Source organism: Streptomyces sp. CA2R106, from assembly GCF_037034245.1.
Lineage (GTDB): Bacteria > Actinomycetota > Actinomycetes > Streptomycetales > Streptomycetaceae > Actinacidiphila.
In genome coordinates, this window is sequence record NZ_JBAGKC010000002.1 from 30891 (window position 1) to 47323 (window position 16433).

General features: G+C 73.2%; 12 protein-coding genes. 5 read left to right on the forward strand and 7 right to left on the reverse strand.

Features of this window, described 5'->3' with window-relative positions; all coding sequences use genetic code 11:
- The first annotated feature begins 117 nt into the window (after positions 1-117).
- Complete coding sequence (locus tag WA788_RS03250; RefSeq protein WP_335971371.1) at positions 118-2121, forward strand: ABC transporter ATP-binding protein; 2004 nt, start codon at positions 118-120, stop codon at positions 2119-2121.
- Positions 2122-2164: 43 nt separating this feature from the next.
- Here WA788_RS03250 and WA788_RS03255 read toward each other — a convergent pair whose 3' ends face one another.
- Both WA788_RS03255 and katG read right to left on the reverse strand, forming a co-directional pair.
- Positions 2165-3583, reverse strand: a complete 1419-nt coding sequence (locus tag WA788_RS03255) for a hypothetical protein (RefSeq protein ID WP_335971373.1) — start codon at positions 3581-3583, stop codon at positions 2165-2167.
- A gap of 279 nt (positions 3584-3862) precedes the next feature.
- Positions 3863-6094 (reverse strand): catalase/peroxidase HPI, encoded by a 2232-nt coding sequence (katG, locus tag WA788_RS03260; RefSeq protein ID WP_335971375.1) that lies wholly within the window; start codon positions 6092-6094, stop codon positions 3863-3865.
- A 298-nt stretch (positions 6095-6392) separates the two neighbouring features.
- Here katG and WA788_RS03265 point away from each other — a divergent pair, with 298 nt between their 5' ends.
- Positions 6393-6803 (forward strand): Fur family transcriptional regulator, encoded by a 411-nt coding sequence (locus WA788_RS03265; RefSeq protein ID WP_335971376.1) that lies wholly within the window; start codon positions 6393-6395, stop codon positions 6801-6803.
- 92 nt (positions 6804-6895) lie between these two features.
- Here WA788_RS03265 and WA788_RS03270 read toward each other — a convergent pair whose 3' ends face one another.
- A complete protein-coding gene (locus tag WA788_RS03270; protein WP_335971378.1) occupies positions 6896-9151 on the reverse strand; it encodes an alpha-L-rhamnosidase-related protein in 2256 nt (751 codons plus the stop codon).
- Positions 9152-9540: 389 nt separating this feature from the next.
- On the opposite strand from WA788_RS03270, the gene WA788_RS03275 reads away from it, so the two are divergent.
- On the forward strand, positions 9541-12417 hold the full coding sequence (locus WA788_RS03275; protein ID WP_335971380.1) for a hypothetical protein: 2877 nt from the start codon (positions 9541-9543) through the stop codon (positions 12415-12417).
- Complete coding sequence (locus WA788_RS03280) at positions 12414-12956, forward strand: hypothetical protein (protein ID WP_335971382.1); 543 nt, start codon at positions 12414-12416, stop codon at positions 12954-12956. Before WA788_RS03275 ends, WA788_RS03280 begins: the two co-directional genes overlap by 4 nt.
- Before the next feature lie 37 nt (positions 12957-12993).
- Here the strand turns inward: WA788_RS03280 and WA788_RS03285 are convergent, their stop codons facing one another.
- From WA788_RS03285 to WA788_RS03300, 4 genes are all read right to left on the reverse strand, one after another.
- Positions 12994-13596 (reverse strand): nitroreductase family protein, encoded by a 603-nt coding sequence (locus tag WA788_RS03285; RefSeq protein ID WP_335971384.1) that lies wholly within the window; start codon positions 13594-13596, stop codon positions 12994-12996.
- Positions 13597-13640: 44 nt separating this feature from the next.
- Complete coding sequence (locus WA788_RS03290; RefSeq protein ID WP_335971386.1) at positions 13641-13865, reverse strand: hypothetical protein; 225 nt, start codon at positions 13863-13865, stop codon at positions 13641-13643.
- Positions 13866-14020: 155 nt separating this feature from the next.
- Positions 14021-14662 carry an HdeD family acid-resistance protein gene (locus WA788_RS03295; protein ID WP_435172372.1) on the reverse strand — a complete coding sequence of 214 codons (642 nt, stop codon included), beginning with the start codon at positions 14660-14662 and terminating at the stop codon, positions 14021-14023.
- Positions 14663-15241: 579 nt separating this feature from the next.
- Complete coding sequence (locus WA788_RS03300) at positions 15242-15934, reverse strand: hypothetical protein (protein ID WP_335971388.1); 693 nt, start codon at positions 15932-15934, stop codon at positions 15242-15244.
- Positions 15935-16099: 165 nt separating this feature from the next.
- Here WA788_RS03300 and WA788_RS03305 point away from each other — a divergent pair, with 165 nt between their 5' ends.
- Positions 16100-16375: a helix-turn-helix domain-containing protein gene (locus WA788_RS03305; protein ID WP_335971391.1), complete on the forward strand. Its 276-nt coding sequence runs from the start codon at positions 16100-16102 to the stop codon at positions 16373-16375.
- Positions 16376-16433: the final 58 nt, after the last annotated feature.

Genomic DNA, 16433 nt, shown 5'->3' on the forward strand with positions numbered 1-16433 from the left:
CGCACGTCACGGGCGCCGGGGCGTGCGCTGGGGGTGGGCGGGTGCGCCTGTGCGCCGGTGGGGGTTTGGGTGGGGGCCCGGCAGACTGGTGGGCCGGATCGTGGGGGGAGGGACCCGATGGTCGATCAGGTGCCCGCAGCTCGGGAGGAAGCTCAGGGGGAGGCTCCTTCTGACGTGGCGGCGCAGGAGGAGAAGAAGGAGAAGACCGAGGTCGATGGGCCCCCGGAGGAGATGCGGTTCGAGATCTCCGGAGGGCGGCTACAGAGTGCCGGGCACGCCATCACCTCGCGGGCGATGGCCCGGCGGCTGCCCCAACTGATCGGGCGTGCGCTGGGGATGGCGTGGCAGGTGGACCGCCGGGCGGTAGTCGCGCTGCTGGTGTGCCAGGTGCTCTCGGGGGTGCTGGAGGCGCTCGGCCTGCTCGCGGTGACCGGCACCGTGACGGCCGTGATCGCGTCCGGGCACATCGGGGCGCGGCTGCGCGACGCGGTGCCGTCGATCGCGCTGCTCGCCTCGGCGGCCGGGGTACGGGCGGTGCTGGGCATCACGGTGGGCGGCCTGTCCACGCGGCTGGCGCCGCGGATCGCCCGCGAGGCGGAGCTGCGGCTGCTGGACGCGGCGACCCACGCGGAGCTGACGGCCTACGACCACCCCGGCTACAACGACCGGTGGGACGCGGCCGACCGCGGGGTCGAGGTCTCGCAGGACCTGCTCAACCAGTCCCAGAACATCCTGGCCGCGACCGCGTCACTGGTCGCCGCGGCTGCCGTGCTCACCTCGGTGCACCCGCTGCTGCTGCCCCTGCTGGTGCTGGCGGCGCTGCCCCAGGCGGTCGCCGGGGTGCGGGCCGCCCGCCTGAACTACCTCGCCTCGCTGGACACCCTGAGCGACCGGCGCCTGCTCGGGCTGCTGCGCTGGCACCTGGTCGACAAGGCCAACGCCGACCAGATCCGCGCGGGCACCATGGCCGACTTCCTGCTCGGCAAGTACCGCGCCGCGGGCGCCCGGGTGGACGCCGCCACCGACCGCGCGGCATGGCAGGCGGCGCGCACCTCGCTGGCCGGCAGCCTTGTCGGCGGGCTCGCGTCGGGCGCGGTGTGGGCGGCGCTGATCGCGCTGATCGGTACCGGGCGCATCTCGGTCGCCTCGGCGGGCACCGCGACGTTCGCGCTGCGCTCGGTGGCGTCGGGGCTGCACGGCATCGTCGGCTACGGCGCGATCATCTTCCGCACCGGCATGTACCTCGACGACTGGTCCGACTTCCTCGACGAGGCCGGCGGGCACCGGGCCAGGCGCGGCAGCGTGGTGCCCACCGGTCCCGCGGTCGTCCGCGCCGAGCGCCTCGGCTACACCTACCCGGACGCCGACGCGCCGACCCTGCGGGACATCGACCTCGACGTGCGCCGGGGCGAAGTGCTCGCCCTGGTCGGCGAGAACGGCTCCGGCAAGACGACGCTGAGCAAGCTGCTCGCCGCGCTCTACCTGCCCACGACCGGGGCCGTCACCTGGGACGGGGCCGACACCCACTGCCTCGACCCGCAGGCCGCCTGGCACCGGGTCGCGATGGTGCCGCAGGACTACGCCCAGTGGCCGCTGACCGCCCGCGAGAACATCACGCTCGGCCAGCCCGTGACGGCCAGGACCGCCGGTCCCGGCGACCCCGACCCCGACCCTGATCCCGACCCCGACGCCGCCGTGCACACCGCCGCCCGCGCCTCCGGCGCCGACGACGTGGTGGCCGCCCTTCGCTCGGGCCTGGACACCCTGCTCGCCCGCGAGTGGTGGGGCGGCCAGGAGCTCTCCGGCGGCCAGTGGCAGCGCGTCGCCCTCGCCCGCGCCTTCCACCGCGAGGCCGGCCTACTCGTGCTCGACGAGCCGACCGCCGCACTCGACCCGCGCGCGGAGCACCGTATCTTCACCGGGCTGCGCGCGCTCGCCGCCGACCGGGCCGTCGTCCTGGTCACCCACCGGCTGACGAACGTCGCCGTGGCCGACAAGGTCGCGGTGCTCGACCGGGGGCGGATCGTGCAGTACGGCACCTTCGCCGAACTCCGCGACGCCCCCGGCCTGTTCCACGACCTGTGGACGCTCCAGAACGAGCGGACGGGCGCCATGACCTGACCCGAACGCCGCCGCATGGTCCCGCACCACCCGGAGAGCGGCCTCAGTTGCTCTCGACGCGGTACAACGCCGCCTCCCCCGCGGGCAGTTGGAGGGAGAGCACGGCGGCAGCGGCCGGCTCGGCGTACGTGCCGGTGGCGGGCGCGAAGACCGCGGCGGTACGGCCCGGGGCCAGCCGTACCTGGAGCGACGCGGGGGCGTCGGGGTCGCGGTTGACGACGAGGAGGTGGCGGGTGCCGTCGTCGGCGGTGCCGGGGGCGGGCGCGAAGATGCCGAGTACGGCGGCGTCCCCGGTGACCGCGGCGACGACGTCGTCCGGCGTGAAGGCGGTGGTGCCGGGCGGCAGCGGCGTCTCGCCCGCGTGCTGCACCGACTGCGAGACCAGCGGCTTGAGTTCGCGCCCGACCGGCCGCAGCCAGCCGGTGTTGAGGGCGGTGGCGGCGTCGTAGAGCGGGGTGCGCTTGCCGTCGGTGGTGATCAGCGCCTGGGTGTAGCCCTCACCGCGGGCCGGGTCGGGGGTCCAGTACGTGAAGTACTGGATGCCCTTGCAGCCGTACGCGAGGCTGATGTTGACCTGCCAGGCCAACTGCGAGGCGGTGGGCACCCGGTGGTTGTTGTAGCCGGTGGACTGGATGTACGTCCACGCGGGCAGGCCCGACGTCAGCGACGCGGCCCGCACGATCGCCCAGGTGTCGAAGTAGTCGGTGTCGATGCCGCCGGTGAGGATCGGGTAGCGGTCGAAGGAGATCAGCGCGGGCTTCACCGTGTCGACGTAGGTCTGCACGAAGTCCGCGTACGACGCGCCGTTGCCGCGGTTGATGTTGGCGTACGGCAGCAGGCCGGGCGCGGCGGAGCGTACGACGGCGGTGAGCGCGCCGACGTTGGGGAAGCGGACCCGCGAGGGCTCGTCGTAGACGCTGACGCCCGCGAGCGCGGGGTGGCTGGTGTAACTGCCCAGCGCGGTACGCACCCAGGAGGCGGCGTCGGCGGTGGTGATCGACGACGGCACCGTGCGGTCGTCGGTGACGGTCAGGTACTGGGCGAGCGCCTCGATCCGCGGGTCGCCCGCGACCAGCACCTTCAGCCCGACCTGGTCGGCAAGGCCGAGCGCGTACGCCGCGCTGCGCGCGTCGAACTGGTAGTTGCCGGTGATCAGGAAGGTGAAGCCGGCGTCGGCCATCTCCTGGTAGCGGGCGAGCGTCGTCTCGTACGGGTGCGGCGGCCAGAACAGGCCGATCGGGAAGTCCGGGCCGCCGGTCAGCGGCAGCTCCGCGCTCGCCGCGTCCAACGGGGCCGGCGCCGAGCCACCTTCCGCCGGGCCGGCCGCCTCCGCCCGGGGCGCCACCATCCCGCCCGCCGCGAGGACCCCGGCGCCCAGCCCGGCCGCCTGGAGCAGCGCCCGGCGGTTGACCCCGCGGGCCGAACCGTACGACCCGTACGAGGAGAGTCCCTGCTCCGGCATGCTCCACCCACTTCGCTCGCGGCCCGCGGCCGGCGACAGTCAGCCGCCCCGCCATCATGCAGACCGCGGCCCCCGATTCCCGCGAAGCCACGCCCCATTCGTCCTATATGGCGACAACCAGGGCGCGTACGGCGGGGCGCGCGGGGCAGCGGGGCGCGCGGGGGCGGAAACGCGCGGACCGCGCCGGGGCCGTGGCCCGGACGCGGTCCGCGTGTTCAGTGGTGCAGGTGTTCAGTGGTGCGGGTGCTCAGCTGCGCGAGTGCTCAGCCGGGCGGAGCCTCAGCGCAGGTCGAACCGGTCGAGGTCCATCACCTTGGTCCACGCCGCGACGAAGTCCGCGACGAACTTCCCCTTGGCGTCGTCGCTCGCGTACACCTCGGCCAGCGCCCGCAGCTCGGAGTTCGAGCCGAAGACGAGGTCGGCGCGGGTACCCGTCCACTTGACCTCGCCGGTGGCGTCGTCGCGGGCCTCGAAGGTGGTGGAGTCCTCGGACGTCGGCGTCCATGTGACGCCCAGGTCGAGCAGGTTGACGAAGAAGTCGTTCGTCAGGGTGCCCGGGGCGTCGGTGAACACACCGAGCTTCGAGCCGTCGTAGTTGGCGCCCAGCACCCGCAGGCCGCCGACGAGCACGGTGGTCTCGGGGGCGCTGAGGGTGAGCAGGTTGGCCCGGTCGATCAGCAGGTACTCCGCGCCGAGCCGGTTGCCCTTGCCGACGTAGTTGCGGAAGCCGTCGGCGCCCGGCTCCAGCGCGGCGAACGACTCGGCGTCGGTGTGCTCGTCGGTCGCGTCGACGCGGCCGGCGGTGAACGGCACCTCGATGTCCTGCCCGCCGTCCTTGGCGGCCTTCTCGATCGCCGCGGCGCCGCCGAGCACGATCAGGTCGGCCAGCGACACCTTCTTGGCGCCGGCGGCGTTGAACTCCTGCTGCACGCCCTCGAGCGCGGTCAGCACGGCCGCGAGCTGGTCGGGGTTGTTGACCTCCCAGCCGCGCTGCGGCTCCAGGCGGACCCGGGCGCCGTTGGCGCCGCCGCGCTTGTCGCTGCCGCGGTAGGTCGAGGCCGACGCCCAGGCGGCGGAGACCAGCTGGGAGACGGTCAGGCCGGTGGCGAGGATCTTCGCCTTGAGCGCGGTGACGTCGGCGGCGTCGATCGCCTCGCCCTCCGCCTCGGGCAGCGGGTCCTGCCACAGCAGGGTCTCCGCGGGCACCTCGGGGCCGAGCAGCAGGGACTTCGGGCCCAGGTCGCGGTGGGTGAGCTTGTACCAGGCGCGGGCGAACGCGTCGGCGAACTCGGCCGGGTTCTCGTGGAAGCGGCGGGAGATCGGCTCGTAGATCGGGTCGAAGCGCAGCGCCAGGTCGGTGGTGAGCATGCCGGGCGCGATCTTCTTGGTGGCGTCGTGGGCGTGCGGCACGGTTCCCTGCCCGGCGCCGTCCTTCGGCTTCCACTGGTTGGCGCCGGCCGGGCTCTTGTCGAGCTCCCACTCGTAGCCGAAGAGGATGTCGAAGAAGCTGTTGTCCCACTTGGTGGGGGTGTCGGTCCAGGTCACCTCGAGGCCGGAGGTGATCGCGTCCGCGCCCTTGCCGGTGGCGTAGCTGTTCTTCCAGCCCAGGCCCTGCGCCTCGATCGGCGCGCCCTCGGGGTCGTCGCCGACGGCGTCGGCCGGGCCGGCGCCGTGGGTCTTGCCGAAGGTGTGGCCGCCGGCGATCAGGGCGACGGTCTCCTCGTCGTTCATCGCCATCCGGCGGAACGTCTCACGGATGTCGCGGGCCGCGGCGATCGGGTCCGGGTTGCCGTTGGGGCCCTCGGGGTTGACGTAGATCAGGCCCATCTGGACCGCGCCGAGCGGGCTTTCCAGCTCGCGGTCGCCGGTGTAGCGCTGGTCGTCGAGCCAGGTGGTCTCCGGGCCCCAGTAGACGTCCTCCTCCGGCTCCCACACGTCCTCGCGGCCGCCGGCGAACCCGAAGGTCGTGAAGCCCATGGACTCCAGGGCGACGTTGCCGGTGAGGATCAGCAGGTCGGCCCAGGACAGGCTCTGCCCGTACTTCTTCTTCACCGGCCACAGCAGGCGGCGGGCCTTGTCCAGGTTGCCGTTGTCCGGCCAGCTGTTCAGCGGGGCGAAGCGCTGCTGACCGGCGCCGGCGCCGCCGCGGCCGTCGCTGATCCGGTAGGTGCCCGCGCTGTGCCAGGCCATCCGGATCATGAGCGGGCCGTAGTTGCCGAAGTCGGCCGGCCACCAGTCCTGCGAGGTGGTGAGGACCTCGGCGATGTCCTGCTTGACCGCCGCGAGGTCGAGGGTGTTGAACGCCGCCGCGTAGTCGAAGTCCTCGCCGAGCGGGTTGGCCACCGCGGGGTTCTTGGCGAGGATCTTCAGGTTCAGCCGGTCCGGCCACCAGCCGCGGTTCCCGCCGCCCTGGGTCGGGTGCGGGGCGCGCTCGTGGGCGACCGGGCAGCCGCCCGTACCCTCCGTCTTCGCGTCCACGACGATCGCGTCGTTGTTGGGGTTGTCAGACATGGAAATCCTTCCGGACCAGGCGGATCACGGTGCTCGGGCACTGCGGACGGCTACCGGCGGCAGCAGGGTGGAGGGAAGTGCCGTGCCGGGTCCGACGTCCGGGTGTCGCGCGCCTGTTCCCCGCCACGCCGGCCTCTTCCGCCGCACGAGGCTCTCCCCGGCCCTTGGCTGTCGCCGGAACCGATCCTACGATGGACGCTGTCCAAGTCAAGAAGCCGGCCAAGCGCATATCCGGTCAAGTTTCGGACCCGCCCTGGTAAATTGCGGGCAGCCCGCGAACCCGAAGAGGTGAACCGACATGAGCGACCTGGTGGAACGGCTGCGGGGCCGCGGCTGGCGGATGACCTCGCAGCGGCGCGTCGTGGCCCAGGTACTCGACGGCGAGCACGTGCACCTCACGGCCGACGAGGTGCACGCGCGCGCCATCGAGCGGCTGCCCGAGATCTCCCGGGCGACCGTCTACAACACCCTCGGCGAGCTGGTCTCCCTCGGCGAAGTGGTGGAAGTCACCACGGACGGCCGCGCCAAGCGGTACGACCCGAACGCCCACCGCCCGCACCAGCACCTGGTCTGTGCCCGCTGCGGCACGGTCCGTGACGTGCACCCCACCGGCGACCCGCTCGCCGCCCTGCCCGAGCAGGAGCGCTTCGGCTTCACCGTCTCCGCCGCCGAGGTCACCTACCGCGGGCTCTGCCCCGACTGCGCCTGACGCCTGACCGGCGCGGGCCGGCCGACCGCGCAGAAGCGGCCGGCCGGCAAAGAGGCGGCTGGTCCGGGCCGGGTGTCACCTGCCCTGCGGCGTCACAGCAGGTGCGAGGTCAGGGTGTGGTGCCCCGGGCCGACCCCCGAGACGCGGACGCCGGTGGCGTCGGCGGTGACCTGGGCGCCGCCCACCGCGCGGGTGCCGTTCCACACCGTACGGCCGTCGAGCGCGACGCTGACCCGGTGGCCGCCGGTGGGTACCGCCAGTACGCCGCGGGTGCCGCGCGGGGCGGTCGCGGTGAGGGTGAAGCCGCCGGCGGTGGAGCGCCAGGACGCGGTGATCGCGCCGTGCGGGGTGGGGACGCTGCCCTGTGCCCAGGTCAGGCCGCCGGGGGCCGGCGCGATCGTGTAGCCGGCGAAGCCCGCGGCGGTCGGCCGGACGCCGAGCACCTGGGTGGTCAGTGAGATCGTCGGCCCGGCGGCCCAGCCGTGGGCGAGGCTGGTGAACTGCGCGATGCCCGGGTCGCCGTCGGGGTTCGCCTTCTCCCACAGGGTGCTGCCGGGGTCCTCGGCGAGTTGGTGGCCCCAGAAGGTGCGGATCAGCTGGAGCGCCTGCTGCTGCTCGGTGCCGGTCGGGTCGGCCGCGGCGAGCCGGGCGCTTACCTCGAACCCGCTGGGCAGCGGCTCGTAGAAGGGCTGGATGGAGGGGTTCGGGGTGCTGGGGGAGACGGTCAGGGAGCCGTAGGTGCTCCAGTTGGCGGCGCGCAGGTAGGCCAGCGCCTGCGCGGAGCGGGTGTCGTCGGCGACGCCGGTGAGCACGGCGGCGGCGTTGGCGTCCTGCGGGTAGGCGGTCGGGATCTCGGTGGACAGCCGGTAGGCGCCCGTCGAGGCATCCCACAGGCGGGAGTTGATCGCGTCCTTCACCTCGGTGGCGCGGGCGGCGTACGTCCGGGCGCCACCGGTGTCGCCCCGGGCGCCGGCGAGTTCGGCCATCTCGTCGAGGTTCCGCTTGTACAGCGCGTTGACGTACGTCTCGTGGCCGCAGTCGCTGTAGCCGTAGTGGCCGCAGGAGTTGGCGGCGGCGAACGAGATCAGCCCGCTGCCGTCCTGCTGCCGCACCGACTCCAGCCAGGCCATCGCCTTGGTCAACTGCGGCCACCACCGCGCCAGATAGGCCCGGTCGCCGGTGTAGAGCCAGTGCTCGTAGTGGTTGTACACGAACCAGGTGACGTACTCGCCGTAGGTGCGGATCTCGTCCTGGTTGTGCGGGCCGACCAGGCTCTCGGCGGGGACGTAGCCGTCGGAGAGCTGCTGGGAGGCGAGCGAGGACAGGGAGTTGTCGACGGCGGGCACGTCGTCGGTGCTCAGGTACGTGACCGGCGCCTGGATGGCGAGGTCGCCCTGCCAGACCACCCGGTCGCGCTTGGCGCCGTCGAAGATGACCTCCTGGTCCGGGTCGGCGCCGGGCACCTGCGTGTCGGAGTGGTCGGCCTCGCCGGTCTGGTAGGGCCAGCTCTTGGCGGTGTCGGACATCCAGGTGTCGAGCTGGACGGTGTACGCGCCGCTGTACCAGACCTTGTTCAGTTCGTTGTCGCTGGACAGGAACCAGCCCTGGTAGTCGGCCGGGTCCGCCTGCGCGGGCACGGCCGAGAAGTCCAGGGAGACCGCGCCGAGGTCGACCCAGCCGGGGCCGTCGAGGAAGACGGTGGCGTAGCGGAAGCCGCCGCGCAGCTGGCTGTCGGTGAGGGTCGCCGGGAGCTTCGCCGGGTCGAGGGTGAAGGTGTGGCTGTCGGCGTCGTAGGTGTAGGGCTGGCCGGGGTAGCCGTTCCAGATGTTGGCCGTGTCGCAGCCGGGGGCGACGGCGTCCTCGCCGCTGTTGCTCTGCGTGGCGGAGGCCGCGTACTGCTGCGACTCGCTGAAGCAGACGTGCAGTCGGGGCGGGGTGCTGGACGCGCCGGCCACCCGTATCCGGATCTTGCCGCCGACGTCCTTGCCGAAGTCCAGGGTCACCAGCGGGGATCGGGTACGGTCCCCCGGACTGGTCAGCCGCAGCGGCGACTTGGCCCCGCCGAGCAGCGCCTTCGGGTCGCCCTGGACCGAGCCGCCGCGGGCGGCGACCGAGGTCACCGCGACCGGGTCGACGCTGTGGCCGCGCGGCGCGAGGACGTAGGGCTGCCAGTCCCCCGGACGGGGCTGGTAGCCGGTGTCGGTCCATGGGCTGTCCGCGGTGTGCGCGGTCTGTGCGGTGCCCGAAGTGGGCTGCGCAGCCGCCGAGTTCGCCGTCAGCATGCCGAGCAGCGTGATGCCCGCGGACAGTGCCGCCAGCGTTCCCCTGCCTGTCGACCGATGGATCATGACCCCTCTTCCCGTTGCAGGCGCGTGGCAGTGCCGCGGCGCCCGCTCGTACGGCCCCGCTGCCCACGACTCCGGACTGAGACGATTCAAATCACCGGCGCACGCTAGCCCCGGTGCCTCGTTCAATCAACAGTTCAACCAGGAATTGATCTGCGGCGACGCGACGCCCCACCCCGATCTGCCTGCCGCCAGGGCCGGTTGAAAGCTTCAATACGGGCCCGCCGCCGACTCCGGTGCCGCCCGCCGCCTTGCCGGGCGTTCGGCACCGGTGGGACGCTGGGCCGAGCGGTACCGGCCGACGACACGGGGGATACGACGTCGTGGTGGACATGCTTCGGTCACGCGTACATAGGCACCGGCCCAAGTCGGCGCGCCCGGTCGTTCCTTCGGTGCTGCGCGCCCTCACCGTCCTGCTGCTGCTCCTGTCGGCGACGGTCGCCGTGGCGCCGCGCGGCGTGGCCGACGGCGGGCAGCCGGCCGGCGGCACGAGACCGCCGGGCGCGGCGGACGGCACCGACCTGTCCAAGGCGGAGGACAACCCGCTGCTCAGCGCGCCGCTGCGGCCGGTGATGGAACTGCGCCTCAAGCTCTACGACGAACTCCCCCAGGGCGACAAGGACAAGGCGTTCGACCCGCTGCGCAACGGCGCCGTCGTCTTCCTCAACCCCCTGATGCTGACCGCCGAGCAGATCCAGAAGCTCGCGATGGAGACCGCCACCTTCAGCGTCACCAGCAAGAACGCCTGGCAGGCGTCGGTCGCGGCGGTCGAGCCGCTGAAGAAGTACCTGGACCCGGCCCTGGTAGCCCAGTTGGCGCAGGCGGGCAGCGGGCACCTCATGGCGCTGTCCGCGCTCAACAGCCCGAAGGGACCGCACTCCGAGGTGGTGCTCCAACGGCAGCTCGCCAAGCTCGGCATCCCCTGGCAGGCCATCGCGCTGGGCGGTTCCGAGCGCCGCCAGTGCCCCACGTGCTCCCCGCTCTACCACCCGCAGACGCCGCTGGTGTACGGCCGGGCCTACGACCTGAGCGTCGCGGAGACCGCGCAGATGAACAAGGAGATCGACGCGGCCCGCAAGGCGGCCGCCGCCAAGGGGCCCAAGGCGCAGGACCGGGCCGAGAAGCGGGTCCGCGACCAGTACGAGATGTACCGCAGCGAGCGCAACGGCCGCGCCAAGCAGGACCTGGAACTCGACATCGAGGGCGCGCGGAAGGCGATGGAGAAGGAGGCCGAGCCGGCGCCAGAGCCATTCACCACGCCGTCCTCGCCCTGTGCGGGAGCCGGGGGCAAGGCGGCGGGGAGCGCCGGGTCCGCTGCCAGGTCCCCTGCCGGCACCGCCGCCGTGCCCGCCGCGTACACCGTCCGCGCGGCCGGGCCCTGCGGCGACGAGGACGGCGACCCGTCCGCGGGGTCCGGGTCCGCCGCCGGGTCCGACACCGGTTCCGACGCCACGGGCCTGGGTTCGACCCTCACCTCGCCCGGTCAGGCCGACGGCGGCATCGACTTCTCCACGCTGCGGCTGAGCTACCTCGCAGACCCCGGCGACGGCAGCGGGTTGCAGTACTCCTTCAGCGCCGGCCTGGACCCGCTGGGCGGCGACAACCGCCAGTCCACGGGCGCCGCGGCGGCGACCGAGAGCTCCGACGCGTTCTTCGTCTGGCTGGAGCTGGACCCGTCCGCGTTCTGGGTGAACCTCAACCCCACCGAGCCGGACCGGATCGTGGACGCCAAGCTGGGCCGCACCGACGCCGGGCGGATCATGCTCCAGGCCGACCTGCGGATGAAGAAGAGCATCGGCGCCCTGATCCACCCCGACACCGCGCTGGGCAAGCAGTTCTGGGACGGGATGGCGGGCGACTGCATGTCGTACCGGACCTGGATCGTGCCCGGCACCGCCAAGGTGCACCATGACGGCGACAAGCTCTACATCCTCGACGCCCCGCTGAACGTCGAGATGGAGACGCAGTACCTCAAACTGCGCGGCACCTCCGCCGCCGCGTCCTGCCCCAAGCAGGACAAGGCCACGCAGACCCACAACGAGCAGCTCTTCCACAGCCTGGTCCTGCCGAAGCTGAAGAAGGAGATCAACACCGCACCGGCCTACGCCGACCTGCGCCGCGTCTACCTCGCCCGGGTCGCCGCCGAGTGGTACCGCGAGCTGAGCAGCGAGCGCGAAACCTCCTACGGCAGCCTGGTGGACCGGGGCGACATCTCCCCCTGGACCACGGCGACCGGCTGGAAGCCCACCGACACCTTCCACGACTACGTGGACTCGTACACCAAGGGCGAGTTCCACGTCACGCACAAGACCACCGAGGGCGACACCGTCTACACCCGCACCTACGTCTACGGCGGGGTCGACCTGACGAAGGTGCCCTTCCAGCAAGTCGGCGGCGCCGGCTTCCGGTCGGACTACGCCCAACTGCCCGCCAGCATAGGGAAGTCGCTCGACAGGCCCGCGGCGGACGCCGGTTCGCGGACGGTGTGGCTCGGCGCGGCCACCCCCCGGCAGCTCGCGGCGGGCACCACCACACAGAGCGGCAACGGCACGGGGTGGGTGCGGCCGCTGATCCGGGCGCTGCCCGAACTGGTGCTGCTGGTCGTGGTGTTCGGGTACTGGCGGCGGCGCCGGGCGGCCGCGGCCGGGCCGTCCGCCGGGCGCGGCGGGGCACTGCGCGCAGCGGCGGCCCGTACGGTGCGCGGCGGACGGGCGCGGCGAGCGGCGCGGGCCGGTCGGGCAGGCCAGACGGCTCGGACAGCCCAGACGGCTCAGGCCGCTCAGGCCCCTCAGGCCCCTCAAGCGGCGTCCCGGCCCGCCACTCCCGGGCGGAACCGTCCGCCGGACCCGAAGGCGCCCGCTCCTGCGGCCGGGCCGCCGCCGCCCTCCCCCACCCTCCGCGCGCCGGCGCCCACCTGGGCCGAATACCTGCCCGCCGCAGGGGAGTTCACCTCCGTGCACCTCGCCCGCGTCGTCGCCCACCTGGCCCGCCCCGAACTCGGCCGCTTCGCCCCGAACGACGCCATGGTCACCGCCGTCCGCACCGCCCTGGCCGCCGGCCGCGCGCTGGGCGAGGCCGAGGTCAACTTCCTGCGCCACCAACTCACCGAGTCCCGGCTGATGGACGGCGGCGCGAGCCCGCAGGACGCCTACGAGCAGGCGCTGCGCACCCACCCGGCCGCCCGGAACTACAGCCCCGAGGTGATCGACAACCACCCCGGGCTCTTCAACAACGCCTGGCGGCGCGCCTGGGGGATGGCACCGCGATGATCGTCAGCAGACTGGGCGGGCGGCGCGCCGCGATCCGCCCCGACGAGCCCTCGGCGGCGTACCCCGCGGCGCACACCGCGCGGCGCGAGCGGCCCGGACCCGGCGACGGGCGGCGCGGCCGGCCCGCCCGCACCGTGGTGGAGCTGCGCCGCGCGTACGGCGGGGCCACGATGCGCGCGCTGCTCGGCGCCTCCTTCGCGCCGGGCGCCGCCGGGGCCTCCACGGTGGTCGAGGTGCGGCACGGCACACCGCTGGAACTGGACGCGGCCTGCGGCTGCCGCAGCGAGCTGGGCGGCCCGCTCGCGGCGGGCCTGCCCTCCGACTTCGTGCCGGCCGTCCTCGGCGCGCTCGTCGCCCCGCCCGGCGAACGCCCCCTTCCGCCAGGGCTGTTGCGGGTGGACCGCGCCGCCTTCGACCCGCTCGGGTCCGGTACGGAGGCGTTCGCCCTCGCCGCGGCGCTGCTGCGCCAGGCGCTCGCCGCGCAGGTGCTGGGCGGCGATCCGGTCGCCGTCGCCCGGGCCGCACTGAACCGCTGGTAGCCCCCGCTCCGGGCGGGGCTCGGGGCCGGGTCCGGCCTCAGGCGTGGCGGCCCCAGCTGCCGCGGTGGATCACCTCGGCCGGGTCCCGGCGGCGCTGCGCGGTGCGCGGGTTCTGCGCGGGCACGTCGTCGGCGCGGTAGCCGACCGTGATCCCGCCGATCGGGGCGTACTCCTCGGGCACCCCGAACTCCTCGCGGAACGGCTGGAGATGCTCGGGCATGATGCCGAAGAAGCAGGCGCCCAGGCCCTCGTCGACCGCGGTCAGCAGCATCAGCAGTGCGGCCATGCCGGTGTCGATGTACCAGTACGGGGCGGGCCAGCGCGCCTCCGCCCGGTCCTCCCAGCCCTTGTCCGGCTCGGCGTACCGCGCCAGGTAGGCCGCCTTGTGCGCGAGCGGCACCACGACCAGCGGGGCGTCCTGCATGGTCGGGGTCTGCTCCACCCGGGTCGGCACGAACGGCCAGAAGCGGGCCCGGTCGGCCGGGTCGGTCAGGGCGAGGAACGCCCAGCCCTGGGAGAACCCGGCCGACGGGGCGCGCAGCGCGGACGCGAGCACCCGCTCGACCACGTCGGGAGCCAGCGGGCGGTCGGAGTAGTGCCGGATCATCCGCCGCCGTCGAACCACTTCGGAGAAGTCCATGGCGACAGATCCTGCCACTCCCCCGGCCCCGCGTCAGCGGTCCCTCACGGGTGGTAGATCTGCTCCATCGCGCCGACCTGGTGCCGAGCGTCGAGGCGGTAGGAGAAGTGGGCGTGGTCCAGGTCGTGGGTCACCAGCCAGCGCGGGGTGACCTTGTGCGGCGAGGTGGTGTCCTTGAGGACTTCCACCGACGCGGACGCGGGCACCACGAGGGTGCGCGCGGCGCCGGTCGCGGTGTAGTCGACGTCCTCGTCGTCGTGCTTGTTCACCCGGCACGTCTCCGGGGTGACCCGCACGGTCACCTTGGTTCATGGCTTCCCCTGGTGATATTCCGGTCATTTGTGTCGACTGACACCGGGGAAGAGCATGATCCACGGCCTCGGGTTTCCCGCGCCCACGGCCTGTGACAGGACGGTGACGGCCGTCACCGGGACGAGACGGAGCGGAGGCTCAGCGCGTGCACCACCTCGGAGATGCCGAGCACCAGCAGCCAGATACCGGAGACGACCGTGAGCGCGGCGAGCGAGCCGAACGGGGAGACGATCAGGACGATGCCCGCGATGAGGGTGATCGCGCCGAAGAAGATCTGCCACCCCCGGGCCGGCAGGCCCTCCGTGGAGATCGCGACCGAGAGCATCATGATTCCGCGCAGCAGCCAGCCGAAGCCGATCCACAGGGCGAGCAGCAGCAGGGACTCGGCGGCGCCGCGGAAGCAGATCAGCCCGAGCAGCACGCACAGCGCGCCCGTGACGAAGTGCAGGGCCCGCATCGCGCCGGGCACGTGCGGCCCGAAGGCGCCGGCGAGCTGGAGCACACCGCTGGCCACCAGGTAGATGCCGAACAGGACGCCCACGACCAGGAGCGTCTCGCCGGGCCAGGCCAGGACGATGACGCCCAGCACGATCGCCGCGATCCCCGCGAAGAGCAGCACCTGCCAGGCGGCCCGGGCGAGCGCCGCCAGCGCCCCGCCGCCCGGCAGCATGCCTCCTGGCATCCCGCCGGGCGCGCCGCCTTCCGCAGGGCGTTCCGTGTGGCCTTCCGCATCGCCGCCGGAGAGATGGGTCATGGCACTCCGCCTTTCGCGCACGGCCCGTGGCAAAACAGGCCAAAGCCCTTCTCACGGTCCCACGCCCGCCGCGACTTCGCAGTTCGAGCGCCCGCGCAGTGCCGGCGGCCGGGTGCGCAGTGGGGCGCGGCTGGGCCGTGTCCGGCAGATGGCGTCGTCCCGCCCGAGGGCGGGGGCCGACGGGGTGTGGTGCTCCCCCGTGGCCTGCGGCGTGGGCGCCGGCCCGATCGCAAGGCGGAGGGTGGGGGCCCTCCCGGGCGAGGCTCTGGGGACAGAATGCAGCGGGCCGCACCGACCACCGACAACGCTGGGGGCGCCTCCCGCCGGAGGCAGGGGAGAGCGTGCGTGCCAGCCCCCGCCGGTCAGGCGGGAGGTGGTCAGACCCGGCCTAGGGCCTGTCGTTTGGATCTCCGCGGCGTCGCGTCGCCCGGCACGCACATCTGCTGCGTTCTCGTCGGTCACCGACTCCCCCACAGCCTGCGGCGTGGGAGGGACCCCCAGCGTCGACTCCCTCCTCCGCCTTGCAGTTGCACGCACCGGACCCCGCTCCTTCTCCCACGGAGATCCAAACGACAGGCCCTAGCGGTTGCGCGGGCTCCGGCTCTCCTTCTTGACGGTCTTCGCCGCCTTGGACCTGGCGGGCTTCGCCGACTTGGCCGACTTGGCCGACTTCGCCGGTTTCGCGGACCTGGCGGGCGGTGCGGCGGAGTCGGGGTCCTGGTCGGAGTCCTGTGGCGCCTGCCACTGCGCGCTCTTGGTGAGGAGGCCGTCGACGCGGTCGCGCAAGTCGTCGCGCTCGTAGGCGTCGAGGCCGACCGGGGCCTGGCGCAGCAGCGGCTCCAGCAGGAGCCAACGCTCCTCCACGCGGGCCGGGTTGCCGGAGGCGCGGCGGGCGGCGTCGAGGTCGCGCCGCTCCTTCTCCTCCCTGGCGACCTCCGTCTGGATCAGCCGGAGGAGATCCGCGGCGTCGGCGCGGCCCGCGGCCGTCAGCTCCTCGGCGGTCACGCCGAGGGCGTAGGCGTACCGGGCGACTGCGCGGGCGTAGGGCGTGGCCTTGACCTTCTTCTTGCCCACCCATGCGAACCCGCCGACGACGCTGCGCCAGTACGTCTCGCTCAGCGGCCCAAGCTTGCTCGGGGGGTAGCCGAGCTTTTTGAGGATCGCCGCGCTGAGTGCGGTCTTGTGCGCGACGCTGTGCCCGGATTCGTCCTGCCGCTCCCGCGCCGCGATGAGCAACAGCCCCTCGGGGGGCGGCCGCAGGCCCTCAGTCATACCGCGAGCTTCGCACTACTACGCGCTCCGAGTCCAATTCCACGCATCGTGCGAGCCATGCAACCGTCCCCGACCTGCGGGTCAGTGCCTTACTGCGCGCTTTTGCCGCGCAGTGCGCGCGTAGTTGCTTGATCGGCCGCCCTACTACGCGCTACTTTGTCCCCCATGACTTCCCGCCGCCGTTCCCGCCCGAGGCGGCTCTACCAGGAGCCCGAGGCGGTCACCTGGGCGCGGGAGAAGTCCGGCCTCACCAAACGCGCGCTCGCCGACCTCGTCGGTATCTCCGAGCAGTTGATGGGCGAGATCGAGTCGGGCTGGCGCAGCGCCACCCCGGTCAACCTCCAGAAGATCGCCACGGCGCTGAACTGCCCGGTCGTCGTCCTGGAACGAAAGCGCCTCTTCGAGGACCCGGACCCCTCCGACGACGCGGCGGTCGGGTAGGAAGGCCGGGCAGCGCAGCCGGGCAGCAAAACCGCGCAGTGCCGCGCACTCGCGGGGT

Bases quoted from the DNA above. Each gene is read 5' to 3' on its own strand.
- WA788_RS03250 (WP_335971371.1), top strand. From the start codon at position 118: ATGGTCGATCAGGTGCCCGCAGCTCGGGAGGAAGCTCAGGGGGAGGCT.
- WA788_RS03255 (WP_335971373.1), bottom strand. From the start codon at position 3,583: ATGCCGGAGCAGGGACTCTCCTCGTACGGGTCGTACGGTTCGGCCCGC.
- katG (WP_335971375.1), bottom strand. From the start codon at position 6,094: ATGTCTGACAACCCCAACAACGACGCGATCGTCGTGGACGCGAAGACG.
- WA788_RS03265 (WP_335971376.1), top strand. From the start codon at position 6,393: ATGAGCGACCTGGTGGAACGGCTGCGGGGCCGCGGCTGGCGGATGACC.
- WA788_RS03270 (WP_335971378.1), bottom strand. From the start codon at position 9,151: ATGATCCATCGGTCGACAGGCAGGGGAACGCTGGCGGCACTGTCCGCG.
- WA788_RS03280 (WP_335971382.1), top strand. From the start codon at position 12,414: ATGATCGTCAGCAGACTGGGCGGGCGGCGCGCCGCGATCCGCCCCGAC.
- WA788_RS03285 (WP_335971384.1), bottom strand. From the start codon at position 13,596: ATGGACTTCTCCGAAGTGGTTCGACGGCGGCGGATGATCCGGCACTAC.
- WA788_RS03295 (WP_435172372.1), bottom strand. From the start codon at position 14,662: ATGACCCATCTCTCCGGCGGCGATGCGGAAGGCCACACGGAACGCCCT.
- WA788_RS03300 (WP_335971388.1), bottom strand. From the start codon at position 15,934: ATGACTGAGGGCCTGCGGCCGCCCCCCGAGGGGCTGTTGCTCATCGCG.
- WA788_RS03305 (WP_335971391.1), top strand. From the start codon at position 16,100: ATGACTTCCCGCCGCCGTTCCCGCCCGAGGCGGCTCTACCAGGAGCCC.